Genomic DNA, 26,079 nt, shown 5'->3' with positions numbered 1-26,079 from the left:
TCTCTTGGCTTACCGGTTCAATACGCTCAAATACTTCTCGATGCGGATGCCCTTGTTCTTCTCGCTCTCATCCCGCTCCAGCAGGATCAGGGTCTCCAGCACGTCCATGGCCCGGCGCACCGCCGACTCCAGGGGCTTTCCATTCAGAAGCTCCCCCACCAGCACGGCGGAGAACATGTCCCCGGTGCCCGGGAAGTGGACCTTGATGAACTCATAGGGGATGGTGAAGTAGGAGCCGTTTTTGTGGTTGTAGCCCCACACCACGTGGCTGCCCGTCTCCGACTCCACGCCGCTGGTCACCACCACAGACCGGGGACCGAAGGACAGCAGGCCGTCCACCACGGCCTTGGCCTCCGCCTGGGTCAGGCTCTCCTGCCCCACATACCGGCCGGTGAGGAAGGTGGCCTCCGTGAGGTTGGGGACGATCACGTCGGCCACCCCGATGAGGCGGCGCATGTTGGCTACCGTCTCCTCCGTCACCCCGTTGTAGAGCTTGCCGTCGTCGGCCATGATGGGGTCGGTCATCACCAGCAGGTCCTCCTTCCGCTGGCTGTCGATGAACTCCCGGATGATGTCCACCTGCTCCGCCGAGGCCAGAAATCCGGTGGTGATGCAGTCGAAGGAGAAACCCAGGTCCTTCCAAACGGAAATGGATTTCTTCATGTATTCGGTGGTGTCCAAAATCGTGAACTTCCCGTAGTCCAGGGTGTTGGACACCAGGGCGGTGGGCAGGTTGTAGACGCTGTGGCCGAAGTTGGACAAAATGGGCAGCATGGCGGCCAGGGCTACCTTGCCGTAGCCGGGCATGTCGTTGATGATTAAAATGTTTTTGCTGTTTTTGCTCTTTTCCATTGGGTTACCCTTCTTTTCTGTTTTTTCACGTGGAGATTTCGCTGCCTGCGGGCAGCGAGTGACTTTGCCCGCGGCGGCTCGTCGTCGCAATGGCCCAGGCCACCTTCTCTTGGCCCTTCGGTCCAATTCACCTTGAGTCCACTCGACTCCGTTTCCGCCTGGTGGCGAAAACTGCGCTCGTTCCCTTGCTCCTCCTCTTCCCGGCGAACCCACTTCGTTGGGCTTCGCCGGGAGGTACGAGAGAGATTACCCAAAACGCCGCCGGGGACGCGGCCGATGGACTACGGCTCCGCTTCGCTCCGCCTAGGTCCATAGGACCGCTTTCCCCGGACCCCATCACGGGGGACGCATACTTGCTGGATTTTCCAGCGCTTCCGGCGCGCAAAATCTGAGTGGCGGTCTAAATTCCTGCCGGGCCACTGGGCCCTGGGTGTGCAAAAATTGTAACCGTTGCGGTTCAAGAACCGCGCCTGGCTTTACTCAGCCAACGCTCTCGGTGCATATCCTGGCGGGCCGGTCTGGGACCGGCCCCTACGGAAAAAACGAAACCGTTTCTATATACATCGTAGGGGCGGCCCCATGTGGCCGCCCGTTTCCCTAGAATTCGGATGCCTGTAGGGCGCGGCCTCCCGGACGCGCCGCCCCCACCCATGGACAGGCGACCGCGAGGGTCGCCCCTACGTGGCTGCAAGAATGTGTGTGAAACCTGGATACCGCGGGCGGCCCGGTGTGCCGCCCCTACGGGAATCCGGAAACGTCTCCGCTCCCGCCGTCCCCCTAATCCGCACTTGAGCCCCACCGGCTCAAAAGGCGCGCTTCCAACCAGTAGGAGTACTTCCCAAAGGTTACCGGAACCTTAGCGGCAGCGGTAATAGTACGGAAACCATTCAGCTGAGCCACCCGCGCCTTTGCGATAACGGAATATCTCCTTAATTGTCGCTCTCGTAAAATGGGGGTCCGGGGGGAGCCAGCGTATCGGATGGGGCGAAGCCACATTCGATTTGTGGCTCCCCCTGGCGTCTTTTGGTTCCTTTTCCACGCGGAAAAGGAACCCGCCGCCGGGGCGGCGGAACTCCCCCGTAAAATTATTCCAAAAACTCCAGCACCACCGGATTGAACTGCTCCCAATTCCGCCGGGCCACAAAGTGGTCCCCCGGCAGGATGACCAGCTTACTGTTGGGAAGGGCGGCGGCGATGAGGCGGGTATGCTTCTCCCGGATCATGTCTCTCTCCCCGGCGACAACCAGAGTGGGTATGGTCAGCCTCTCCAGATCCTGGGGTTTGATATGGGGCTGGGTCACCATGAGATTGAGCATCTCCCAATTGCTCTTCGCCTGCCTGCTGAACAGGCCGCACACCCCACAGGCACACCACCCCGCCACAATGGGAATCTGGGTGGACAGTTTCACCCCCGAGGGGCGCAGATTGGCTCCGTTCAGCACCAGCTTCTCCACGTACTGGGGGTACTTCAGGGCAAACAGCAGGGCAATGTTCCCCCCGTCGGAGAACCCCAGCAGGTGGCATTTGGCGATCCCCCGCTGGTCCAGAAACTCCTTCAAATCCTCGGCAAACTGGTCCAGGGTAAAGGGCGCGCTCCCCCGGGGGCTTTTCCCGTGGCCCCGGGTGTCCAGGGCGATCACCCGGTATTTTGGGGAAAAGGGCTCCATCTGCCGCTTGAAGTAGGTGTGGTCCTCCCCGTTGCCGTGGAGAAGCACCAGGGGGAACCCCTCTCCCGTCTCCACATAGTTTAAGGTAATGTCCATGCTACTCCTCCAGACCGGTGGCCGCCAGGGGGATCACATTGATCACCGGCTCCTCATAGGGGTGGGCCGCCCGGATAGCGGCCAAGGTCTCACAAAGCCGCTCCCCCCGGCAGCAGACCTCGATTTTCAGCTCCTCCGCCTGGCACACCTCCCCCGGCGTGCCCAGGAAGGGGTCCGTCCCCTCCAGAGGCCGCCAGCAGCTGTGCACCCGGCTCCAGGACATACAGCGGTCGTAGGCCCCGATGTGCCCGGCGTCCACCGACCACAGAGCCTCCCGCACCGCGTCAAAGTGGCTCTCCGGGAGGAAAATCTCCAGCTTATAGACCTCTTGCTTCACTTGCGCTCCTCCCGCTCCACGTTCTCCCAAAATTCCTCGCTCTTCACCTGGGGCAGCCAGCGGCGGCAGTCGCCCCCTCGCCCCTCCTCAAAGTGGCAGGCGGCGGCGTAGTCGCAGTACCGGCAGGCGTTCTTCTCCGGGCCCCGCCAGAAGGGGTCGGCGGAGATATTCCCCTCCGCGATCTCCCGGCAGATGTCCCGCAGGGTGGCCTGGATGTGGCCCCCCAGCTTGCCCAGCCGCTCCGCAGAGGCCAAGGCCTCTCCCGAGATGGCCCCGGTGGTCTTGGACACCTTCAGGGGCAGGAAGCGGTAGCCTTTCTCCCCCGGCGTCTCCATGGCGGAGAGCACCTCCGGGTCGTCCAGCACCAGGCCGCTGCGGGTGAGCTCCTTGTCCAGCTGCTTGCGCCAGGCCTCGTCGCTCATGGTGCGGCTCCCCCGGATCACCGCGTCCCGGGCGGGGAGGTAGAGCACCCCGGCCCCCTCCACCGGCTGGCCGTAGTACTGCGCTCCCCGGTCCTCCAGGGTGAACAGGTACAGGAGCATTTGCAGCCCCAGGCCGTTCCACACCTCGGTGAGGTCGAAAGACTTCTTGCCCGTCTTATAGTCCACCACCCGCAGGTACAGCTTGCCGTCGTGAACCCAGCCATCTACCCGGTCCACAAAGCCGGTGACGCTCAGGGTCACCCCGTCCACGGTGAACTCCACCGGGGGCAGCTCCCCCCGCTTGCCGAAGCCCAGCTCGAAGGAGATGGGACGGAATTTGGAGGCGGCCAACTCCTCGGCCACGTTGTCCACCACCGCCTGGACCGACCGGAGCAGGCGGCGGAACAGATACCGGAACCGCTCAGTCTGGTTCTCCAACCCCCCCAGCTCCTCCTGGACATACCGCTCCACCGCGGCTTTCGTCAGCTCCCGCAGCCGCCGGCGGTTCTCCGCTCCGCCGATGGGGTCGTCCCAGCCGGGGAGAACAGTCTGCTGAAACATCTCGTCCTGGAGCACATGCTCCAGCACATCGTGGACGAAGGTTCCGTACTCCGGTGCTGTAAAGCCGGCTGGCTTGCGGGGCTCCGCCTCCAGGCCATAGCGCATGAAGTAGGAGAAGTGGCAGGATTTATACTTATCCATCCGGGAAGCGGACATGGGCACCCGCTGGCCATAGAGGCGGTCCACCGCCGTGGGGGACAGGTGTCCCCGCTCCCAGCGGCCCGCCCGGTCCAGCCGCTCCACCGCCGGGGCGTACTTTGGCAGCTTGGCCAGGGCGTCGTGGGCCGCCCGGCTCCGCCCCGCCTGCTCCAGGGCGGGCAGCGGGGCCGCCAGGCGGAAGGCCCCCTGTAAATCCTCCTCCCTCTGGACCTTCAAATCGGAGAACAGCAGCTTGAGCCGCTCCGCCAGAAAGCTGGGGCGGCGCTCCTCCCCCGAGGGGCTCTGGCCGGACCAGCTGACGATGAGCCGCTTTGTGGGCCGGGCGCAGGTGAGGTAGACGGTGGTCATCTCCCGGTACAGCAGCTCCTCCCCGCTCTGGTTCAGCTCCAGGCCGTAGGAGGCCAGCAGGGAGCGGTCGTCGTCGGACAGCAGGCCCGGGACCTGAGTCACCATGGGAATGGACTGGTCGTCCGCCCCCAGGAGAAAGAGCACCTGCACCGGGTGACCCGTCTGGCGGGTGGTCTCCCCCGCCGTCACCCGGTCCAGGGAGACGGGGATGGTCCCCACGTCGTACTGAGAGAGGACCAGCCGGAACAGGGCGGCGAACTCGTCCAGCTCCATGGGGGTATCCTCCAGCTGAGCGGCGCACTGCTCCAGGCCGCCGCACAGAATGGACCACAGTTGCCGGTACTCCTCCGCCAGGGCGGGCTGGTCCCGGCGGCGCAGCTCCTCCACCCGCTCCTCCAGGCGCTCGGGCAGGCCGATCTTCTCCAAGAAGCTGTAAAGGGCAATGGCCTGTCCCCGCCCGGTGTGGTTGGTGTTTTTACGCAGCAGTTCCAGGGGCTCGGCCACCTGGCGGCGGGCCCGGTCCAGCCGCTTCACCAGGGCCTGGTCCTCCTTCGTCCAGTCCGCCCCGTAGCCCGCGGGGTGCATGGCCCAGTCCTTCTTCTGGGTCCAGCGGCTCCCCCGCAGGTTCCACTTGATCACGTAGTTCTCCAGCAGGTCCTGGTCCTCCTGGCTCAGGTCGGTGAGGCCGGTCTTTAAATACCGGAACACGTCGTCGTACCGGTAGCCGTTGGCTACTGTGTCCAGGGCCGCCGTCACCAGGGTGAGGATGGGCTTTTCCAGAATATCCGTCATGGCGGAGGAGAACACCGGGATCTCATACCGGGGAAACACCGACTCGATGAGGGGCTGATAGGCGGCAAAATCCCGGGCCACCACTCCGATATCCCGGTAGCGGTACCCCTCCTTCCGCACCAGTTCCCGAATGCGGGCGGCGGTCCACTCCACCTCGGAGCGGGGAGTGGAGGCCTGGAACAGCTCCACCGTACCGCCGCAGGGAACCGGCTCCGGCCGCTCCTGGGCAAAGAGCTGCCGCTCCACTGTCTGGAGTTCGGGGGCCTTTGCCGGGTCCTGTCCGTCAAGGGTCTCCACTTCACAGGAAATCCGCTCCTGTTTGGCCAGGCGGAGCAGTTGGGCGGCGGTGCGCCGGGCGGGTGAGAAGATCCCCACCCCCCCTTCGTCCTCCTCCAGGTGGTCGCAGGTGAGGGTGACGGTAACAGTGTCCGCCTGTTTCAGCAGCTCCCGCAGCACCTCCTGCTGCTGGGGGGTGAAGTCGGTAAAGCCGTCCAGCCACAGGTCGGCTCCCTGGGCCCAGGGGCAGTCCCTCAGCTTCTCCGCCGTCCGGGTGAGACGGTCCCTGGGGTCCAGGGCGGTGCGGGCGGACAGGGCCTCATAGGCGGTACAGATAAGCCCCAGGTCATACAGCTTGTCCCCCTCCCCTGCTCCGGCCTCCTCCCCCGCCTGGAGCAGGAGCTCCGGCCGGACGCAGCAGCTTTTCAGCTCGTCCACCGTGGACAGCAGCTCCTCCAGAAAGGCGGGGCGTCGGGAGGGGCGGGCGTACACGGTGAGCTGGCTGGCCACGGACCGCACCGCCCGGTGCATCATCAAAATGCGCCCCCCCACGTCCAGCTCCGGCTCCCCCATGCCCCCCGCCGCCAGGAATACCCGGTTGCTGAGGCGGCTGAAGGAGAGCACCTCGGCGTAGAGGGAGACACGGTCCCCGCCGAAGCGGCACAGGGCCCGCTCCGCCTCGTGGGACTGCTGCTCGGGCACCATCAGGATTTGGCGCTTGTCCGGCCCTCCCCGGCACAGCCGCTGGAGCACCTGGGTGGTCTTTCCGCTCCCGGCCCGGCCCAGAATCAGTCGCAGCATACAGCACTCCCCCTTTCATGTTTTGTTTGGTCAGTGCTCTCATCATACCACACTTGGAAGTGCAAAAAAAGACCTTCTTCCCAGAAGAAGGTTTCTCTGTCCATTCCACACAAAGCACTATAAGCCCCCTGTAAGACGTTCCTTTTTCACGGGCAACGGAGGATTGACCGCTATACTACCTCCGGCAGTCATACCCACCTCCGGCTCAAAACCGGAGAGGCGCCGCTGCAGCGGCGCCTCTCCATCAAATCCTCTATATTCTTCCAGTGGCTTTCTGTACCTTCCGCGCGGCCCAGGCAGTTCCGCTCCGATGGACCGCGTCTTCGGATGTCGTGTCCGGTCAGCAGCAGCCGTTGTTGCAGCCGCAGCCATTGCCGCAGCCGTTTCCGCTCCAGCCGTTCCCACAGCAGCAGCACAGAATGAGAATCAAAATAATGATCCACAGGCAGCCTCCGCCGCCAAAGCCGTTATTGCAGCACCCCATTGATGAAGTACCTCCCGTTATGAAGTCTGAGACGGCTCTCCGCCGTGCTCAGTCCATCCTATGTACTGGGAAGGAAAGGGTTACAGATAGAGGCTGTCAAATTTCATCAGAATGGCAGCTACCTCTGCCCGGCTGGCCGGATCCTGCGGCCGGATGGTCCCGTCGCTGGAGGGGACGATGAGCTGGTTGGCCGCCGCCCAGGACACGGCCTCCTGGGCCCAGGAGGCCGTCTGTCCTCCGTCGCTGTATTGGGACAGATCCGCCCCGCCGGTGAGGGTCAGCCCCAGGTACTGCCGGGCGAAGCTGTGGAGCATCACCAGAAGCTGCTGGCGGGTAATGCTCTGCTCCGGGCCGAAGGAGCCCTCTCCGGTGCCGGCGGTGACTCCCTGGACATAGCCCCAGCGCACATAGGGGGCGTACCAGCTGTCCGCGGCCACATCCCAGAAGCTGGCCTGGGCGCTGTTCAGCTCCTCCTCCGGCGAACCCGCCAGGCGGTACAGCACCGTCACCAGCATGGCCCGGTTCATCGTCAGGTTCGGTGAGAAGGCGTCGGCACTGGTGCCGGAGAACAGACCGTTGGTGTAGGCGTACTCCACCGCGTTCTCATACCAGTCCCCCTGTGCCACATCCACAAAGGGCAGGGACTGCTTCCCGGCATCCGTAAAGGTGTAGCTCCCCTGGAGCCCCAGATACATCACGCCGGAGCGCACCGCCAGGGCGGCGGAGGTGTCCTCCCCCACCAGGTAGCGGTGTCCCGCCGTCAGCCGGGTCCCGGAGGGCACCGTGGTCCCGTCGGTCACGTCGATGACCGCGCCGCTGTGGGCCAGCTCCCCGGTCCCCCCGTAGATCATCAGGCCGGAGCCGGTGGGCAGGGTGATGGTGTCCCCCTGGGAGAAGGTACGGCTTTGAAAATCGGCGCTGTACAGGCCGCTCGTGCCGGTTCCCCCCTGGAGCTGGGCGGCCGCTTGGTCGTAGGCCTCCTGCATGGCGTCGTTCTGGATCTCCTCCAGCTGGCTCTGGGCGCTGGGGAGAAATGTATCGGTGAGATAGCTCAGGGAGATCAGGCTGTCCCCGTTTCCCAGGGCCAGCGCTCCCCCGGCCAGCGCCGCCGCCAGCCCGGCCGCGCACAGGGCCAGGCGGAATTTGGGCCGTCTCATGTGGCGTCTCCCTCCTCTTCCTCGTCCTCCCGCTGGGAGATCATATAGCTGAGCGCCAGCAGGCTGTCGGAGAAGTGGACGCTCTCCACCACCACGTCAGAGCCGGGAAAGGCCACCTCGTAGTTGGTAAAGTTCCAGATGCCCCGGACGCCGGCGGCCACCAGCCGCTCCCCCATACACTGGGCGGCGGACTTGGGCACCGTCAGCAGGCCCACATTGACCGGGTGCTCTGCCAGGAACGCCTCCAGCGTGTCGGCGTGATACACCGGCACGCCGGCAATCTGCGTGCCCACGGTGCGCTCCTGCACGTCAAAGGCGGCCAGCAGCTGAAAGCCGTTGCTGGAAAATTTGAAGTTTTCAATGAGGGCCCGGCCCAGGTTGCCCGCCCCCAGCACCACAATGGTGTGGCCCCGGTTGATCCCCAGGATCTCCCCGATCTGCTCCTTGAGCCCGTCCACCTTATAGCCGTAGCCCTGCTGGCCGAACCCGCCGAAGCAGAACAGGTCCTGCCGGATCTGGGAGGCGGTCAGCCCCATGGACTTGCCCAGGGCGCTGGAGGAGATGCGGACCACCCCCTTGCGCTGCAGCTCGGAGAGCTGGCGGTAATAGCGGGGCAGTCGGCGGATGACCGCTGTGGATACCTTGGAATTCCGCTTCATAGGCTCCCCCCTTCTTTCTGATGTATTTTCCATAACAGTAGTTTACTCGAACTCGCCCTCCCTGTCAAACCCCGGATTTTGGGGCAGGCGCCGGGGCAGCGAGAGGACCGCCGCGGCTGATCTCTTCCGCGGCGGTCCTTTTTCCGATGCCAGTGGTTTATTCTGCTGCGCCCAGATACCGCTCCCGCACCAGGCGCAGCGTCTCCGGGGCGTTGGCCGCCAGGACGGGGGTGCGCCGGTCCAGGGGGAGGAATTCCCCCTCCAGATCGCACAGGCTTCCCCCGGCTTCGGCCAGGATGATCCGGCCGGCGTTGTGATCCCAGGGACAGGACCGCAGGGTCACGAACAGATCGGCCTCCCCCGCCGCCAGGGCGCACAGCTCCAGGGCCACCGAGCCCAGGCTCCGCACTCCCCGGACCTCCCGGGCCAGCCGGAGCAGTCCCTCCTGACGGGGGTGGGGATTCAGCAGGGTGCGGGGCACCCCGGGGACGGTCATCAGCAGCTCCTGCACCTCCCGCCGGCGGGAGGTGTGGAGGGGGGTGCCGTCCCGGAAGGCCCCGCTCCCCGCCTCAGCCCAGTATAGGGCGGGCCGCTCCACGTCCAGCACCAGGCCGAACAGGGGCTCCTCCCCCCTCCAGCACCCCACGGACACGGCGTAGTTCCGGTGCTGGCTGACAAAGTTTGTGGTGCCGTCGATGGGGTCCAGGTACCAGGTGCAGCCCTCCGCACCCTCGTTGGCGGCGGGGTACTCCTCCCCCACGATGATATCCTGGGGGAACGCCTCTGAAATCCCCCGGCGGAGGAACTGCTCCGTCTCCTTGTCCCACCGGGTCACCAGATCCTGGTACCCGCTCTTGTGCTGGATCTCATCCTCCCGCAGGCGGCTCTCCCGCAATGCGGCGCCGGCCTGCAAGACCAGCTCCCGCGCTAAGGCAAATCGCTCCATAACTTGTCCTTCCTCCTCGTTTCGTCCCTCCAGCAAACCACATTTTGGACCGTCTGTCAAGTTTTTTCTCCATTTTCATTCCGTCTGTCCTTGCAGAAACCCGCCGGCGAATTGACAGCGCCATGGAAATAAGCTATGATAGTGTCTGCTGCATTGACCGCGAAGCGGTTTCATGATGCGGCAACGTCTGTAAAAGAGGGAAGGAGTTCTCATTGTGAAAGAACGAGAAACATTTGCCTCCCGCCTGGGATTTGTGCTCATCTCCGCCGGATGTGCCATCGGCCTGGGCAACGTATGGAGGTTCCCCTACATCGTAGGGCAGTACGGCGGCGCCGCCTTTGTGGTCATCTATATCATGTTCCTGCTCATCATGGGTCTGCCCATCATGTCCATGGAATTCTCCGTGGGCCGGGCCAGCCGCAAGAGCATCACCATGTCCTTCCAGGAGCTGGAGCCCAAGGGCTCCAAATGGCACTGGTACGGCTGGTTCGGCATGGCGGGCAATTACCTTCTGATGATGTTCTACACCACCATTGCCGGCTGGCTGATTCTCTACTTCTTTAAGGTGGCCGCCGGTCAGTTTGAGGGCATGACCACCGCCCAGGTCAGCGAGGCCTTTACCGCCATGCAGACCCAGGATGTGGGAATTCAGCTGCTGTTCATGGCCCTGGTGGTAATCCTGGGCATGGTGGTGTGCAGCCGCGGCCTGAAAAACGGCGTGGAGAAGGCCAACAAGGCCATGATGCTCTGTCTGCTGGCCCTGCTGGTAGTGCTGGCGGTGCGGGCACTGAGCCTGCCCGGCGCGGTGGAGGGACTGAAATTCTACCTGGTCCCCAATTTCCACAACCTGATGTACGACGCCGAAGGAAATTTCCGCCTGTTCCGGGCGGTCTATGACGCCATGGGCCAGGCCTTCTTCACCCTGAGCCTGGGCATCGGCGCCATGGCCATCTTTGGAAGCTACATCGGCCGGGAGCGGAGACTGTTCGGCGAGGCCATCAACGTGGGCATTCTGGACACCTTCGTGGCCTTCACCTCCGGCCTGATCATCTTCCCCGCCGCCTTCGCCTTCGGAGTCAATCCGGACTCCGGCCCCAATCTGATCTTCGTCACCCTGCCCAACGTGTTCAACTCCATGCCCGGCGGGCGGCTGTGGGGGGCGCTGTTCTTCGTGTTCCTGTTCTTTGCCGCCCTGTCCACGGTCACTGCGGTGTTTGAGAACATCCTGGCCTGCTGGATGGACCGGTGGAACATCTCCCGGGGCAAGGCGGTGGCCGCCAATCTGGTGCTCATCCTTCTGCTGAGCCTGCCCTGCCTGCTGGGCAACAACCTGTGGAGCGGCGTGCACATTCTGGGCATGAGCATCATGGATTTCGAGGACTTCCTGGTGAGCAACAACCTGCTGCCCATCGGTTCGGTAATCTACCTGCTGTTCTGCTGCACCTCCTCCAAGTACGGCTGGGGTTTCGACCGTTTCCTGGCGGAGGTGGACCAGGGCCAGGGCATCCGCTTCCCCGCCCGGTTCCGGATCTACTTTACATATATCCTGCCGGTGATCGTCCTGGTCATTTTTGTCATGGGCTACTGGGACAAGTTCGGCGGCTGAGACGCCTTGCCGCACGCCAGTACGTTGTCATAAAAATGCTCCCCGGGTTCTTCGGTCAAACCGAAGCCCCGGGGAGCGTTTTTTATTCCCGCAGCAGATAGCAGAAGTCGCCGGCATAATAAAACTCCAGCTGGATTTCATAGCACTTTGGCCCATAATTCAGAAATCCGCTGATCCATGCCTGATTGTATCCGTACATCTCGTCCATCACATCCACCGTCCCGCCGGGATAGCGCTCCAAAAACTCCGTAATAGGCATTTTCCGCCCGGTGAAGCTGCCAAAGTTGCCGCAGAGGACGTCCTGGTACTCCAGGACATAGGCATGGCAGAACCTCCAGTCCACCCCGGTGATCCGGACGTCGCCGTCCACCTGGCAGGCATCCTCCACCCGCAGGTATCCCCCCTGAAAACAAAGCCGGACAGAGGCCCCCTCCGGCACAAGCTCCATCAGATACGCATCGTGCAGGCTGTACGGCGGCTCCGCTGTCCGCTCCTTTCGGACTATGGTCTCCACGGCCCCTCTCCCCTTTCCGCGGCTGCGCCGCCCCAATCTTCTGTCCTCAGCATACCGCATTCCCACCGGTATTGCAAGCAGACCGCCTATGTCCAAAACATAGAAAAACCCAGACCCAATATGGGTCTGGGTTTTTGTAATCTCTGAGAGAATCTTACATGGCAGCGGGCACGTGGATGACCCCCACGGGGCACTCCTTCACGCACAGCTGGCAGCCCACACACTTCTCCTGATCGATGTAGGCCACATTGTTCTCCACGGTGATGGCCTCTCTGGGGCAGGCCTTGGCGCACTTCATGCAGCCGATGCAGCCCGCGGTACAGGCCTTCCGGGTCTGGGCGCCCTTGTCCTTGTTCTGGCAGAGGACCACAGGCTTGCGCTTGTGCTCAGGCACCACCTCGATGACGTGGTTGGGGCACACGGCGGCGCAGGCGCCGCAGCCGGTGCACTTCTCCCGGTCCACCTTGGCGATGCCGTTCTCAATGTGGATGGCGTCGAAGGCGCAGGCCCGGGTGCAGTCCCCGTAGCCCAGGCAGCCGTAGGCGCAGGCCCCGTCGCCGCCGTACAGGCCCTTGACGGCCTGGCAGCTGGAGATACCCTCGAAGGTGTAGCGCTTGGAGGTCTTCTCACAGGTGCCGGAGCAGGCCACAACGGCCTTCATCGGCACCATGCTTCCCGCTTCCACACCCATGATCTCAGCGATGGCCGCGGCGGTTTTCGCGCCGCCGGGGATGCACTTGTTGATGCCGTTCCCCTCTTCCACGATGCTCTTGGCGTAGTCGGCGCAGCCCGCGCAGCCGCAGGCGCCGCAGTTGGCCCCGGCCAGCACGCCGGTGATCTGCTCCACCCGCTCATCCACAGGGACGTACATGACGATGGAGGCAACCACCAGAATGACCGCACCGATCAGGCCGATCACCGTAACCAGCACCACCGCCATCAGAATCATCTGCATATCCATACTCTATCTCCCCCTCCTATCAGACGCCGAAGATGTTCTCGACGATACCGCCGAAGCCCATGAAGGACAGGGAGACCATCGCCGCGGCAACCAGGGTGATGGGCAGGTCCTTGAAGCACTTGGGAGGCATAGCCTCTTCCACCCGGCGGCGCACGCCGGAGAACAGCACCATGGCCACCAGATAGCCGATGCCGGCGCCGGCGGCGCAGACGATGCTCTCCAGGAAGTCATAGCCGTTGTCGATGTTCAGCACGGTCACACCCAGGATGGTGCAGTTGGTGGTGATCAGAGGCAGATACACGCCCAGAGACTTGTACAGGGCGGGGATGTACTTCTTCAGGATGCTCTCCAGCAGCTGCACCAGCACAGCGATGATCAGGATGAACACGATGGTCTGGAGATAGCCCATATCCCACGCGCCGCTCTCCGGGGTCAGCAGGAACATCTGAATGGGCCAGGTGGCCGCGGTGGCCAGCACCATGACGAAGGTGACGGCCAGGGACATGCCTACCGCGCTGTCCAGCCGCTTGGACACGCCCAGGAAGGGGCAGATGCCCAGGAACTGGACCAGCACGTAGTTGTCCACCAGGATCATGGAGAAAAAGATAACAGCAAGCTCAACAGCCATTATGCATTCCCTCCTTCCGCAGCCTCAGCGGGGACGGAGGCCTTCTCCTTCTTGGGGCGGGTGGTCAGCCAGGTGGCCGCCGCCATCATCACGCCGAAGATAAAGAAGCCGCCGGGGGCGCTGGTCATAATGGTGAAGGGGTCGATGGACTCAGGCAGAACCTGAATGGCAAAGCCCTCGGGCAGGAAGGGGAACAGGCCGTCCAAACCGGACATCCAGGTGCCGGAGCCCAGGATCTCACGGATGGTGCCCATGATGGTCAGGGTGAGCATGAAGCCAAGGCCCATGCCCAGTCCGTCCAGAGCGGAGTCCACGATGCCGTTCTTGGAGGCGAACATCTCGGCGCGGCCCAGAATGATGCAGTTCACCACGATCAGGGGCAGGTACACGCCCAGGGCCGTATCCAGTGCGGGCACAAAGGCCTTGACCAGCATCTGCACCACCGACACGAAGCCGGCGATGACGGTGATGTAGCAGGGGATACGCACCTGATTGGGGATGATCTTCCGCAGAGCGGAGATGACGATGTTGGAACACACCAGCACGAAGGTGGCCGCCAGGCCCATGCCGATGCCGTTGGAGGCCATGGTAGACGTGGCCAGAGTGGGACAGGTGCCCAGGACGAGCACCAATACGGGGTTTTCTTTCAGAAAACCGTTGGTAAATACTTTCAGCTTATTGTTGCTGCTCATCTCAACTCACCGCCTTTCAAGGAATCTGATTGTAGGCCTCAATGGCGGCGTTCACCGCATTGATGACCGCAGTGCTGGAGACGGTGGCGCTGGTACGGGCGTCCACGTCCTCGTTGAGCACCAGAGGCTCGGCGGCGGACAGGCCGCTGTACTGGGCCAGATACTCGGGGTTGTCCACCACGTTGCTGCCGATACCCTTGGTCTCGGTCTGCTGGGTGACGGTGATGCCCTCGATGTTGCCGTCGGCGTTGATGCCCACCATGATCACCACGTCGCCGCCGTAGCCCTTGGCGGAGGCGGTGATGGCGGCGCCGGCGCCGTTGTCGGCGGTGTAGACGGCGGACACGCCCTCCACAGTGATGCCCTCCACGGGGCTGAAGCTGTCAGCCTCAGGGAGCACCTCGGCACGGGCGGCGTTCTCCGCGGCGATGGTCGCCTCTTCAATAATAGGAGCGGTCACCTCATTGGTGGCAGCCAGAGCACCGGTCACCACCACGCAGATCAAAGAAAGCACCACGATGGGTTTCCAAATACGATTCCAGTTGTTCATTTCCCGGCACCCTCCTTGTTCTTCTTGACTTTGGCGATGCCCAGGCGGTCCTGACGGGTGAGAACCTCAATGTAGGGGACGGTCAGGTTCATCAGCAGGATGGAGAAGGACACGCCCTCTGCCATGGTGCCCAGGAACCGGATGGCGCAGGTGATGATGCCCAGACCCAGGCCGAAGATCAGCTTGCCCTTGGTGGTGGTGGGCGAGGTCACATAGTCGGTGGCCATGAAGAAGGCGCCCAGCAGCAGGCCGCCGGAGAGCAGCTGATAGATGGGGTCCTCTCCCGCCACCAGGGACAGCACCGCCACGGTGGCCAGATAGGTCACGGGGATGGTGGGGCTGATGACCTTGGTGCCGATGAGGAAGAGGCCGCCCACCAGGATGGTGATGGCGCAGGTCTCGCCCAGCACGCCGCCGTGGGTGCCCAGCAGCAGGGTCAGGTAGCTGTCAGAGCCCACCTGCCCGGCCACGGCCAGGGGGGTGGCGGAGGCGAAGGCGTCAATGTCGTTCACTGGATGGGGGTAGTTGGACATGGCCCCGGCAAAGCCCATGGCCATGGCGATACGGCCCACGATGGCGGGGTTGGCGAAGTTGTAGCCCAGGCCGCCGAAGAGCTGCTTGACCACCACAATGGCGATGAAGGCGCCCACAATGGCCATCCACCAGGGGAGGGTGGCGGGCATATTGAAGGCCAGCAGCATGCCGGTGACCACGGCGGAGAAGTCGCCGGTGGGGTTCTCCCGGTGCATGAGCTTGCAGTAGCCCCACTCAAAGAAGACGCAGGCCACCACGGTCACAGCCACCAGGATCAGGGCGTTGATGCCGAAGATAATCACCGAGGCGATCAGGGTGGGGCACAGGGCCAGGCACACCCGCTGCATGATCTTCTGGGTGGTGTCGGTGCTGGTGATGTGGGGGGCCGCGGTTACGATCAGCTTATTGTTGTCCATCACTTCTTACCTCCATTCTTCATGAGGATCTTTGCCAGGGCAATGGAGGGGGCCAGAGGCCGCTTGGCGGGACAGACAAAGGAACAGGTGCCGCAGCTCATGCACAGATCGGCGTTGAGCTCCTGGAGCTGCTCCACATCGCCCTTCTCATAGGCCTTGACAATGTCCTTGGCCGCCAGACCCAGGGGACAGGCGTTGACACACCGGCCGCAGTGGATGCAGTTGGTCTTCTTGGGCAGATGGGCCCACGCCTCGGAAAAGGCCAGAACGGCGTTGTTGTTCTTCAGAATGGGCTGATCCAGACTGGCCACACAGGTGCCCATCATGGGGCCGCCGTACAGCACCTTGCCCGGCTGGGCGGTGAGGCCGCCGCAGAAGTCCAGCAGCTCCTGGATGGGGGTGCCGATGATGACCTCCACATTCTTGGGCTCCTTGACGATGTCGCCGTCCACGGTGAGGCGCTTGGTGGTCAGGGGCATGCCGGTCTCTAAGTACTTGCCCACAAAGGCGGTGGAGGTGACGTTCATCACGATCACGCCCACGTCGGAGGGCAGGCCGGGGAAGGGAACTTCCCGGCCGGTGCAGGTCTCAATGAGCACCTTCTCAGCGCCCTGGGGGTAGCGGCAGGGCAGCTGCTTGACCTCAATGCCGGCCACGTCGATGGCGGACTGCATCTTGGCGATGGCGTCGGGCTTATTGCCCTCGATGCCGATGATGCACTTGGGGATGTTCAGATACTTCATCACGGCCTTGATGCCGCTGAGGATGAAGTGGGTGTCCTCCAGCATGCACCGGTGGTCCGAGGTGATATAGGGCTCACACTCGGCGCCGTTGATGAGAAGGGTGTCAATCTCATCCAGGTTCTTGGGGGACAGCTTCACCGCCGTGGGGAAGCCGGCGCCGCCCAGGCCCACCAGGCCGCTGGCGCGGATGGCGTCCGTGAAGGACTTGAAGTCTGTGACCTGGGGGGGAGCGATGGAGGGGTCCACCTTCTGCTCCCCGTCCGGGGTGATGACCACGGTGGTTTGGGTCGACCCGTTGGACCCCACCATGGTGGAGATCTCAGCGACGGTACCCGACACGCCGGAGTGGATATCGGAGGACACGAAGCCCCCCGCCTTGCCTACCACGGTACCTACGTACACCTGATCGCCCTTCGCCACCACAGGGGCCGCCGGAGCGCCGATGTGCTGGTTCATAGACAGGACGATCTTTGACGGAAGCGGCATGGCCACCGTCTCAAGGCCGGCGGTCCGCTTCTCATGCGGCACGCCCGCGCCCTGCGCAGAGCGTTTGAGAAATTTGCTCATTCGGATTTCAACCTCCCTATACTGCAATCGCTGGGAATAAATAATCGTATCTCTCCTGCCGGCGCTCCACTCTCCCACGGGAGCTCGGTCCGGCCCTTCTTTTCAGCCCTCCCTAGATCCGTTCTCTGCAATTTTGGGCCCCTCCACGGCACAGCAAAACCCGCCGGTCTCTCCCCTTGTGTGAAAAACCGTCGGTTTTCCTGGCACGCCCCGCCGGTCCTCCCGGAGCGGAGCGCCCTCCAGCCGTCTCGGAGCTGTGCGGCCGCTGACCGCGGATTGCCCCACAGGCGGGGGCAATCATTGGCTTTTATCATACACCCTTTTTGCCGAAAATGCAATCGTTCTTTTCCCAGATTGCATCCTTTTGCTCCAAAAAATTCTCACATTTTTTGAAGAAATTTCAGCGGTTTTCCTCCCGGTTCCGCCGTCCGCAGACAGACGGACCGGCACAGAGGGCGCCTCTGTGCCGGTCCGCATTCTCAACCGTATCCTATCATAATGTCTGACGGAGATTCTCTCAGTCCTCGTCCGCCGCCGCGTCGTACATGGGGCGGCCGCCGGAGGAGGCCTGTCCCGCCGATGTGGAGCTGGCCGCCGCCCGGAACCGGGCCCGGGACTGCTTGATCTCGTTGTAGGCCTCGGCCACCGCCTCCTCGGTGCGGCGCAGGGCGTCCTCACAGTACTCGTTGGCCGAGCGCTTCAGCTCCCGGCTGCGGTCCTCCGCCTGCTGCATCAGCTCGTTGGCCCGCTGCTTGGCCTGGAGGAGGATGGTCTCCTCCGAGAGCATCTGCTTGGCCTTCTCCTCCGCCTGACGGCGGATGGCCTCGGCCTCCCGTTTGGCGGAGGCGATCAGATCCGCCCGGCTGGCCATCACCTTCTTGGCCTCGGACAGCTCCACCGGGAACTGGGCCCGGATGTCGTCGATCAGGTCCAGAGCCCGGTCCCGCTCGATCATGCACCGGTCGCTGGACAAAGGCACGTTCTTCGCCTCGTCCACCATATCAAACAACATGTCCAGCAGCTCTTCCACTCCGCTTGCCATGGTCAATCCTTCCTTTCCTGCAGTTCCTGCATTCTCCGGTTCACATCGTCTACGATCTCCCGGGGCAAAAACTCTCCCAGGTCGGCCCCGTACCGGGCCATCTCCTTGACGATGGTGGAGCTCAGGTATGTATATTTCTCGCTGGAGGCCAGGAACATGGTCTCCAGACCGGGGTTCAGCTTCCGGTTGATGACCGCCATCTGGACCTCCTGCTCAAAGTCGGACACGGCCCGCAGGCCCTTGACCACCACGTGAGCCCGGCGGCGCTTGGCGTAGGCGGCCAGCAGCCCCTCGGAGTAGTCCACCTCCACGTTGGGGAACCGGGCGGTGGCCTTTTTCAGCAGCTCCACCCGCTCCTCCGGGGTAAACATCCCCTGCTTTTTAGAGTTGATCATCACACAGACGATCAGGCGGTCAAAGCAGGCGGCGGCCCGCTTGATGATGTTCAGATGACCCAGGGTCACCGGGTCAAAGCTTCCAGGGTAAATGGCAGTCTTCATGGACGGCGCTCCCCTCCGTTTCTCCGGTACACCGTCAGCTTGATCTTTCCGTACCGGTAGTCTTTTCCACGCTCATAGGGCTGAGATAAGTCGGGCAGCACCTGTTCCAGCGGACTTTCGCAAATCATTATACCATGTTCCCGGAGAATGTCAAATGCCGCGATGGTCTCCATGGCCTGCTCCAGAAGGCCGCTCTGGTAGGGCGGGTCCAGGAAGATCACATGGAATTTTTCCCGGCAGGACATGAGGTAGGAGATGGAGTCCCCCTGGACCACCTTCCCCTGCCCGGTCAGGCCGGTGAGCTTCAAATTCTCCCGGACCAGGGCGGCCGCATCCTTCCGCTGGTCAACGAAGGTGCACCGGGCCGCCCCCCGGGACAGGGCTTCGATACCCAGCTGGCCGGTACCGGCGAACAGATCCAGAATGTCCCGGCCGGGGACCTCAAACTGTACGATATTGAACAGGGCCTCTTTCACCCGGTCGGTGGTGGGGCGGGTCTCCATCCCCTGCAATTCGTTCAACCGCCGCCCGCGGGCGGAACCGGAAATCACACGCATATCTGATCTTCCTTTCATGGCATGAACTTCACTCGAGTCTGGTCTCCCAGTGCTCCGCCCTGCGGGCCTCAAAGCACATCCGGAGCTGCTCCGGGGTGGTCTTCTCCAGGTCCAGCTCGGGCAGCTCGTTTAGGGAGAACCAGCCGCTCTCGCTGGTCTCCAGGTTCTCCCGGAACTCCCCGCCCAGGAGGGTGCACAGGACAAACACGATGCACACCTTCCAGGGGTAGACCGTCTCGTGGTGGTTTTCCCCGTCCTGGAGGGCAATGACCCGGTCGGCCCGCACCTCCAGGCCGGCCTCCTCCCGCACCTCTTTCACCGTGTTTTCCTTCACTGAGACGTCCGCGTCCACCCAGCCCCCGGGCAGGGCCCAGCCTTTGGGCTCCTTCACCAGCAGGATGCGCTCCCCCTGAAAGACGGCGGCCCGGGTGGCCAGCTTGGGGGTCTGGTAGCCCGTCTCGTTGCAGAACCACCCCTTGACCTGCTCCAGGGGCAGGTCCGCCTGATGCGCCACCATCTCTGCGGCGATCTCCCGGATGCGGGCGTACCGCTCCAGGTCAAACTTATCCCTTCCATAGTACAGTCCCGCCTGGGCCAGGCTCTGGAGCTCTGAGGCCCAGGAGAGCCACTGTTCGCCGTGCTTCATAGACCGCCCATCTCCGTTTCAAACTTCAAAATCTAATTCTCTCGAAAGTAGTGGTACACCGCCTGGGCGGTGTTCTTGGGCACCACCTGTTCCAGCTCCTCCAGTGGGGCCTCCCGCACCGCCTTGACGCTCTTGAAGTGCTTCAAGAGCTGGGCCCGGCGCACCTCACCCACCCCGGGGATCTTGTCCAGGGTGGAGCCCTGGACCCGGCCCTTCCGCTGCTGGCGGTTGAACTCGATGGCAAAGCGGTGGGTCTCCTCCTGGATCTGCCCGATGAGGGCGAACACCGCCGGGATGGCCTGAATGCCGATCTCCCGGCCATCGGGGGCCACCAGGGCCCGGGTGCGGTGGCGGTCGTCCTTCACCATGCCGAAGGCGGGGATGTCCAGGTTCATGGCCTCCAGCACCCGCTGGGCCACCCGCACATGGTTCTCGCCGCCGTCGATCAAAAGCAGATCCGGTTTTGTATTAAACTTCTCGTCTCCGTCCAGGTACCGGCGGAACCGCCGGGTGAGCACCTGCTCCATGGAGGCGTAGTCGTCCGGTCCGTTCATGTCCTTGAGCTTGAAATGCCGGTAGTCCCGCTTCAGGGGGCGGCCGTTCTCAAAGACCACCATGGAGGCCACGATGTCGTCGGAGCCGGTGTTGGAGATGTCGTAGGACTCCATCCGCCGGGGTGTCTCGCTGAGGCCCAGCATCTTCCCCAGGGCCTCCAGCAGCTTGTTCTGCCGCTCCTCCCGGGTGGTGGCACGCTCCACCTCCTCCACGGCGTTCTGATTGGCCAGCTTGATGAGGTCCATCTTGGCCCCCCGCTGGGGGGTGATCAGCTCCACCCGGTACCCCACCTGTTCGGACAGCATCCGGGTGAGGGGCACCTGGTCGGACAGCTCGCAGGGCAGCAGAATCTGCTTGGGCAGACGGGTGCGGCCCCCGTAGTATTCCCGGATGAGGGAGGACAGGACCTCCTCCTCGTCCTCCTCCATGGGGGTCTCCAGCAGCTCCATGTCCTTGGCCGCCAGGTCCCCGTCCACATAGTGGAGGACCACAAAGCAACTCTTGGCCGTCCCCCGGAAAAAGCCCGTCACGTCGGTGTCCGCCAGGGAACCGGCTACCACCTTCTGCCGGGCCCCCAGCAGCTCGATGGCCCGCAGCCGGTCCCGGATCTCCGCCGCCTTCTCAAAGCGCAGCTCCTCCGCCGCCGTCTCCATCTCGGCGGTGAGTTCCTCCTTCACCTCTTTAAAGCGGCCCTCCAGCAGGGAGACCGCCTGGGCGACGGCCTCGTCGTGCTGGGGCTTCAAATTTTCCGAGCGGCAGTAGCCGTCGCACTTGCCCATGTGGAAGTTGAGGCAGGGCCGCTCCTTTCCGATGTCCCGGGGAAACTTCTTCCGGCAGGAGGGCAGGCGCAGGGCGGTGCGCAGGGCGTCCAAAATGTTCTGGGTGCTGTGCCGGCTGGCGTAGGGGCCGAAGTACCGGGCCCCGTCCTCCGCCACCCGGCTGGCCAGGGAAAATCTTGGGTAGGCCTCCTTGGACAGACGGATATAGGGGTAGCCCTTGTCGTCCTTTAAAAGGATATTGTACCGGGGCTGGTGGCGCTTGATAAGAGAGTTCTCCAGCACCAGGGCCTCAAACTCGCTGTCAGCGATGATGACGTCAAAATGGTCGATCTGGGACACCATGGCCCGGGTCTTCTCCGTGTGGGAGGCCAGGTTGGCAAAATACTGGCTCACCCGGTTTTTCAGGGCCTTGGCCTTGCCCACGTAGATGACCTTGCTCTGGGTGTCCTGCATGATGTATACGCCCGGCTTGAGAGGCAGACTGTGGGCTTTTTCTTTGAGTTCGTCAAAGGTCATGGGTGCTTTTCCTGCCTCCTTTTCTATGGTATTCGTGGGAACTTCGCCCTCTGCTCCATCCCCCAAGCCTTCCCCCTGGGGGGAAGGTGGCACGGCGAAGCCGTGACGGATGAGGGGGCGATGACAGAGCGGTTTCGTCTCTTGCAGGGGGGATTTCGCCGCCTGCGGGCGGCGAGTGACTTTCTGGCCAGAAAGTCACCAAAGAACCGCTAGGCCTTGTTTGAAAATTGGAAATGTGCCCGACGGCGAGGGATTTTTTCGCCAGACAAGGCGATTTGACGCGGCAATACTTTGTGTATTGCAAGGAAAATCAACGCAGTATGGCGGAAAAAGACCCGCCGTTGGGGCATATTGACATGTTTCAAACATGGCCTAGGGGGCCGGCTCAGGATGGACACTTCGTGTCCATATTCGCCCACCCTACCCCCTCTGTCGCTGCGCGACATCTCCCCCTGACAGGGGGAGTCGGCCCTAGGACCCCCATTACGGGGGTTACCCCTTTGGTCAGGCAGAACATTTCCGGCGCGCAAAATCTGAGTGAGTGCCTAAATTCCCGCCGGGCCACTGGGCCCTGGGTTAGTGGAAAATTAGAGCGAGTGCGGCTCCATTTCTGCGCCTGAGTTTGCCGAACCAACACGCCCGGTCCGTTTCCAACCGTAGGGGCGGCACACTGGGCCGCCCCTAAGCCTTCCCCCTTCCAAGGGGAAGGTGCCGAGCGCATGCGAGGCGAATGAGGGTGGGCTCTGGAATCGCAGAGGCCCCTTAGCGGGCCGCCAAAGTCGTCGGCCCCTACGGCGTTCATCGGGCAGGTTGCTGTATTTTTGTAGGGGCGGCCCCATGTGGCCGCCCGCTTTTTATCCCGTCCTGCTCAGGCTGAGTGAAAGCATGGAAAAATACCGGCTCAAAAGGCTCCCCCGCCTCCGCTTCTAATATCAAAAAAGGCGCCGCATGGCGGCGCCTTTTCATGGTGCTTGGGAAATTACTCGGAAAAGTCGGAGGAGATCATCTTGTACAGGGCCTCCACCGCTTCCTTCTCATCGGGGCCATCCGCAATCAGCTTGATGGGGGTGCCCTTCACGATACCCAGGGACAGAACGCCCAACAGGCTCTTTGCATTCACCTTCCGCTCATCCTTCTCCACCCAGATGGCGCTCTTGAACTCGTTGGCCTTCTGGATAAAGAACGTGGCCGGTCTGGCGTGCAGCCCAACCTGATTGTTAACGACCGCTTCCTGACTATACATACAACCGTACCTCCGCACTCGTCATATTGTGTCTTTAGCATACCAGATTTATCCCGTTCCCGTCAATGACATTTTTCACAAATCTATGCTTTTCCGCTGCAAAAAATTACAAGCAGAATGGATATTCGTTTTTTTGTACGACACTTCCGTTTTACGTTCCACGTTTTACAGTCAAAATGACGGATTATTTCAGGCGCTGAACGGTTTTTCATGGGGAGGCCGCATCTGAATTTAACGCCGCTCCGGCCAGGCCGCTTCAGATCATCACGTACGCCTCACATTACTTCAACTCCACCACGGTCACGCCGTCCTCACCCTCGCCGTAGCGGCCGGGACGGAAGGACTTCACATAGCGGCTGCGCTTCAAATAGGTGCGCACCGCATTGCGCACCGCGCCGGTGCCCTTGCCGTGGATGACGGTGACTGTCTCCAGCTTGCCCAGCATGGCGGTGTCCAGGAAGTTCTCCAGGGTCACCAGGGCCTCGTCGGTGGTCATCCCCCGCAGGTCCACCTCCCGGGGCGCGGCGGAGCGGAGGGTGCGCTCGGCCCGCTGAATAATTTTCCGCACATCCTTCTGGCTCTGGGTCTCCCCCTCCACCACCCGGACCTCGCTCTGCTTGGCGGAGATTTTCAGAATACCGGCCTGGAGCTGCAGGCTGCCGTCCTTGTTCACCGACAGTACGGTGGCCTTTGTGCCCATGGACACCAGCTCCACCGTGTCCCCCGCCTTGGCGTCCCGGGTGGGGGGCGGCGCCTCCGGCTCCTGGACCGGGCCGCCGATGTTCTTCTCCGCCTCGTTGAGCAGATGCCTCGCCTGGGCGCGGCCATCGTTCACCTGCTGCCAGTCCAGGTCCTTCCGCTTCTGGAGCTCTTTGAGCTCAGAGATGGCCAGGTCGCTGGCCGCCCGTGCCTCCTCGATGATGGCCCGGGCCTCCGCCTGGGCCTTCTCCACCACCTTGGCCCGCTCGGCCTCCAGCTTGTCCCGATACTCCTTGGCCTTGGCGGCGGACTGCTCCATCTCCAGTTTCAGGCGCTTGGCCTCGGTGCGCTCCTTCTCCATCTCCTGGCGCTGCTGGTCCAGCTTGGTGAGCACGTCCTCAAAGCGCACGTTCTCTGCGTCCAGCCGGGCGGCGGCTTTTTCGATGATATACTCCGGTAAACCCAGCCGCCGGGAGATGGCGAAGGCGTTGGACTTGCCGGGGATGCCCAAAATCAGCCGGTAGGTGGGGGCCAGGGTCTCCACGTTGAACTCACAGGAGGCGTTCTCCACCCCGGGGGTGGTCATGGCGTACACCTTCAGTTCGGCGTAGTGGGTGGTGGCCGCCACCAGGGCCCCCAGATTCCGGGTGCTGTCGATGATGGAGGCGGCCAGGGCGGCGCCCTCTACCGGGTCGGTGCCCGCCCCCAGCTCGTCCAGCAGGATGAGGGAGCGGTCGTCCGCCTCGTTCAAAATGCCCACGATGGTGGTCATGTGGGAGGAGAAGGTGGACAGGGACTGGGCGATGGACTGCTCGTCTCCGATGTCGGCCAGCACCCGGTCAAATACCCGGACGGCGGAGTCCGCCCCGGCGGGGATGTGCAGGCCGCACTGGGCCATAAGGGTCAGCAGGCCGATGGTCTTTAACGTCACCGTCTTGCCGCCGGTGTTGGGGCCGGTGATCATCAGGGTATCGAACTTGTCCCCCAGCTCCAGGTCGTTGGCCACCGCCGTCTTTTTGTCCAGCAGGGGGTGGCGCGCCTTTTGCAGGCGTAAATACTTCTCCGACAGCCGGGGCTGGCTGGCCTCCATGTTCAGGGACAGCTTGCCCCGGGCAAAGATGGTGTCCAGCCAGATGAGCAGGTCGTAGTTCTCGGAGATGTCCTCCTTATGGGCGGCGCACTGGGCGGACAGCTCGGCCAGGATGCGCTCGATCTCCTTTTTCTCCCGGGCAGCCAGCTCCCGCAGTTCGTTGTTGGCCTTCACCACCCCCATGGGCTCGATGAAGAAGGTGGAACCCGAGGAGGACACGTCGTGGACCAGGCCGGGGATGGAGTTCTTGAACTCCGACTTCACCGGCACCACGTACCGGTCGGAGCGGATAGTGATGATGGACTCCTGGAGGTATTTGGACTGGTTGGAGGAGATGATCTTCTGCAAAATCTCCCGCACCTTGGCCTCGGTGGAGCGCATGTGCCGGCGGATGGAGGCCAGCTCGCTGCTGGCCGAGTCGGCCAGCTCGTCCTCCCCCACGATGGAGTTGGTGATGGTGTCCTCCAAAAAGCGGTTGGGGGTGAGGGCCCGGAATAAATGGGAGATGGGGGTCTTCTCCTCGGTGTCCCCGTACTCCTTGGCGGTGCGGGCGCACCGGAGGACGGCGGCGATCTCCAGCAGCTCCCGGGTGTTCAGGCTGCCCCCCATGTCCGCCCGGTGGAGGCTGGCCCCCACCGGCTTCACCCCGGAGAAGCCGGGGCTTCCCCGCTGGATGAGCATGTTCACTGCCGCCGTGGTCTCGTCCAGGGCCCGCTGCACGTCGTCCGGGTCGGTCATGGGGCGCAGGGCCAGGGAGCGCTCCTTCCCCTCCTGGGTGGCGGCGCAGGCGGAGAGCTGCTCCAGAACCCGGGGCAGCTCCAGTGTGACGATGGATTTTTCAAACAGGTCCGTCATAGCTTGCCTATCTCCTGTCTTTCCTATATAAGGTTCGTATCTCGGTTATTTTCTCACACTTTTGCCGTTTTGACAAGGGGCGGGGCTTATGGTATGCTGAGGCCGAGGACCCCATTTGTTTGAGAGGAGGCACCCCTCATGTTTACTCCCATCGACCTGGAGACCTGGCCCCGCCGGGCGGTCTTTGAAAACTTTCTGGAGCTGGACTGCAGCTACAGTCTCACCGTCCCCCTGTCCATCGCCTCTCTGCTCCGGTATGTGCGGGGACGCGGCCTGCGCCTCTACCCCGCCCTCACCTGGGCGGTGACCACCGCCGTCAACCGGCACCAGGAGTTCCGCATGGCCTATGACCGGGAGGGACGGCTGGGGTACTACGACCTGGTGCACCCGGAGTACACGGTGCTGGACCCGGCCACCCACAATATGGACAGCCTGAACACCGCCTATACCCCCTCCTTCCCGGACTTCTACCGGGCCATGGCGGAGGACCTGGACCGCTTCCAGCGGGACGGGACCCGCACGGTCAGCCGGGAGAACTCCATCCTTCTTTCCTGCGTGCCCTGGTTCTCCTACACCGACGTGTCCTTCCACCCCAAGTCCAGCCTGATGTTCCTGCGCCCCATGTTCGTGTGGGGCAGGTACCAGGAACAGGGGGAGGATGTCACCCTCCCCTTCACCCTCCAGGTCCACCACGCGGCCGCGGACGGGTACCACTGCCACCTGCTGCTGGAGGAGCTGCGCGGCCTGCTGGAGCGGCCGGAGGAGTCATTTGCCCTTTGATTTTCGTCTTTTCTCTTGCTTTTTGGGGAGAAATCGGTATAATAAGGAA

At 63.0% G+C, this 26,079-nt stretch carries 24 protein-coding genes; 2 read left to right on the top strand and 22 right to left on the bottom strand.

Going from position 1 to position 26,079, the window contains the following annotated elements; all coding sequences use genetic code 11:
• Positions 1-9 precede the first annotated feature (9 nt).
• The 8 genes from H6B31_RS03000 to H6B31_RS02965 all read right to left on the bottom strand — a co-directional run bounded on the left by H6B31_RS03000 (position 10) and on the right by H6B31_RS02965 (position 9,557).
• Complete coding sequence (locus H6B31_RS03000) at positions 10-852, bottom strand: pyridoxamine kinase (protein ID WP_204897142.1); 843 nt, start codon at positions 850-852, stop codon at positions 10-12.
• 1,085 nt (positions 853-1,937) lie between these two features.
• Positions 1,938-2,615: an alpha/beta fold hydrolase gene (locus H6B31_RS02995; RefSeq protein WP_204897141.1), complete on the bottom strand. Its 678-nt coding sequence runs from the start codon at positions 2,613-2,615 to the stop codon at positions 1,938-1,940.
• Between the two features lies 1 nt (position 2,616).
• A complete protein-coding gene (locus H6B31_RS02990; protein WP_204897140.1) occupies positions 2,617-2,952 on the bottom strand; it encodes a YqfO family protein in 336 nt (111 codons plus the stop codon).
• A complete protein-coding gene (locus tag H6B31_RS02985) occupies positions 2,949-6,311 on the bottom strand; it encodes a PD-(D/E)XK nuclease family protein (protein WP_204897139.1) in 3,363 nt (1,120 codons plus the stop codon). Before H6B31_RS02985 ends, H6B31_RS02990 begins: the two co-directional genes overlap by 4 nt.
• A 340-nt stretch (positions 6,312-6,651) precedes the next feature.
• Entirely contained in the window at positions 6,652-6,795 is a 144-nt protein-coding gene (locus H6B31_RS02980) for a hypothetical protein (RefSeq protein ID WP_204897138.1), read from the bottom strand.
• Positions 6,796-6,875: 80 nt separating this feature from the next.
• A complete protein-coding gene (locus tag H6B31_RS02975) occupies positions 6,876-7,952 on the bottom strand; it encodes an S-layer homology domain-containing protein (protein ID WP_204897137.1) in 1,077 nt (358 codons plus the stop codon).
• A complete protein-coding gene (locus H6B31_RS02970) occupies positions 7,949-8,611 on the bottom strand; it encodes a redox-sensing transcriptional repressor Rex (RefSeq protein WP_204897136.1) in 663 nt (220 codons plus the stop codon). The genes H6B31_RS02975 and H6B31_RS02970 overlap by 4 nt, the downstream gene beginning before the upstream one ends.
• Before the next feature lie 157 nt (positions 8,612-8,768).
• Positions 8,769-9,557, bottom strand: a complete 789-nt coding sequence (locus H6B31_RS02965; protein WP_204897135.1) for an inositol monophosphatase family protein — start codon at positions 9,555-9,557, stop codon at positions 8,769-8,771.
• Between the two features lie 214 nt (positions 9,558-9,771).
• Between H6B31_RS02965 and H6B31_RS02960 the strand changes: the two genes are divergently transcribed.
• Positions 9,772-11,163 carry a sodium-dependent transporter gene (locus H6B31_RS02960; protein WP_204897134.1) on the top strand — a complete coding sequence of 464 codons (1,392 nt, stop codon included), beginning with the start codon at positions 9,772-9,774 and terminating at the stop codon, positions 11,161-11,163.
• Between the two features lie 82 nt (positions 11,164-11,245).
• On the opposite strand, the gene H6B31_RS02955 is transcribed toward H6B31_RS02960, so the two are convergent.
• The 14 genes from H6B31_RS02955 to H6B31_RS02890 form a co-directional block, all read right to left on the bottom strand.
• Positions 11,246-11,677, bottom strand: coding sequence for a hypothetical protein (locus H6B31_RS02955; protein ID WP_204897133.1), 432 nt, complete (start codon positions 11,675-11,677; stop codon positions 11,246-11,248).
• 154 nt (positions 11,678-11,831) lie between these two features.
• Complete coding sequence (locus H6B31_RS02950) at positions 11,832-12,638, bottom strand: RnfABCDGE type electron transport complex subunit B (RefSeq protein ID WP_242972653.1); 807 nt, start codon at positions 12,636-12,638, stop codon at positions 11,832-11,834.
• 19 nt (positions 12,639-12,657) lie between these two features.
• Positions 12,658-13,266 carry an electron transport complex protein RnfA gene (locus tag H6B31_RS02945; RefSeq protein ID WP_087286941.1) on the bottom strand — a complete coding sequence of 203 codons (609 nt, stop codon included), beginning with the start codon at positions 13,264-13,266 and terminating at the stop codon, positions 12,658-12,660.
• Entirely contained in the window at positions 13,266-13,958 is a 693-nt protein-coding gene (gene rsxE, locus H6B31_RS02940) for an electron transport complex subunit RsxE (protein WP_204897132.1), read from the bottom strand. The genes H6B31_RS02945 and rsxE overlap by 1 nt, the downstream gene beginning before the upstream one ends.
• A 16-nt stretch (positions 13,959-13,974) precedes the next feature.
• The gene (locus tag H6B31_RS02935) at positions 13,975-14,508 is read right to left on the bottom strand and encodes an RnfABCDGE type electron transport complex subunit G (protein WP_087286947.1); all 534 of its coding nucleotides are present in this window, start codon (positions 14,506-14,508) and stop codon (positions 13,975-13,977) included.
• On the bottom strand, positions 14,505-15,458 hold the full coding sequence (locus tag H6B31_RS02930; protein ID WP_204897131.1) for an RnfABCDGE type electron transport complex subunit D: 954 nt from the start codon (positions 15,456-15,458) through the stop codon (positions 14,505-14,507). Before H6B31_RS02930 ends, H6B31_RS02935 begins: the two co-directional genes overlap by 4 nt.
• A complete protein-coding gene (gene rsxC / locus H6B31_RS02925) occupies positions 15,458-16,768 on the bottom strand; it encodes an electron transport complex subunit RsxC (RefSeq protein WP_204897130.1) in 1,311 nt (436 codons plus the stop codon). The genes H6B31_RS02930 and rsxC overlap by 1 nt, the downstream gene beginning before the upstream one ends.
• A 517-nt stretch (positions 16,769-17,285) precedes the next feature.
• Positions 17,286-17,810, bottom strand: a complete 525-nt coding sequence (locus H6B31_RS02920) for an ATP synthase subunit B family protein (protein ID WP_204897129.1) — start codon at positions 17,808-17,810, stop codon at positions 17,286-17,288.
• A gap of 2 nt (positions 17,811-17,812) precedes the next feature.
• Positions 17,813-18,310: a pantetheine-phosphate adenylyltransferase gene (gene coaD / locus H6B31_RS02915; RefSeq protein WP_087286959.1), complete on the bottom strand. Its 498-nt coding sequence runs from the start codon at positions 18,308-18,310 to the stop codon at positions 17,813-17,815.
• Complete coding sequence (gene rsmD, locus H6B31_RS02910) at positions 18,307-18,885, bottom strand: 16S rRNA (guanine(966)-N(2))-methyltransferase RsmD (RefSeq protein WP_275959833.1); 579 nt, start codon at positions 18,883-18,885, stop codon at positions 18,307-18,309. Before rsmD ends, coaD begins: the two co-directional genes overlap by 4 nt.
• Before the next feature lie 10 nt (positions 18,886-18,895).
• Positions 18,896-19,513, bottom strand: coding sequence for an NUDIX hydrolase (locus H6B31_RS02905; protein WP_204897127.1), 618 nt, complete (start codon positions 19,511-19,513; stop codon positions 18,896-18,898).
• A gap of 32 nt (positions 19,514-19,545) precedes the next feature.
• Complete coding sequence (gene uvrC / locus H6B31_RS02900) at positions 19,546-21,363, bottom strand: excinuclease ABC subunit UvrC (protein WP_204897126.1); 1,818 nt, start codon at positions 21,361-21,363, stop codon at positions 19,546-19,548.
• Between the two features lie 979 nt (positions 21,364-22,342).
• Entirely contained in the window at positions 22,343-22,606 is a 264-nt protein-coding gene (locus H6B31_RS02895) for an HPr family phosphocarrier protein (protein WP_087286973.1), read from the bottom strand.
• Between the two features lie 280 nt (positions 22,607-22,886).
• Positions 22,887-25,250, bottom strand: a complete 2,364-nt coding sequence (locus H6B31_RS02890; RefSeq protein WP_204897125.1) for an endonuclease MutS2 — start codon at positions 25,248-25,250, stop codon at positions 22,887-22,889.
• Positions 25,251-25,388: 138 nt separating this feature from the next.
• On the opposite strand from H6B31_RS02890, the gene H6B31_RS02885 reads away from it, so the two are divergent.
• Entirely contained in the window at positions 25,389-26,030 is a 642-nt protein-coding gene (locus H6B31_RS02885) for a CatA-like O-acetyltransferase (RefSeq protein ID WP_204897124.1), read from the top strand.
• The last annotated feature ends 49 nt before the right edge of the window (positions 26,031-26,079 follow it).

The organism is Pseudoflavonifractor capillosus (assembly GCF_016899775.1).
In the GTDB taxonomy this organism is placed as follows: domain Bacteria; phylum Bacillota; class Clostridia; order Oscillospirales; family Oscillospiraceae; genus Lawsonibacter.
The sequence above is the reverse complement of the archived record's forward strand: the minus strand, read 5'-3'. Positions and strand labels throughout refer to the sequence as shown.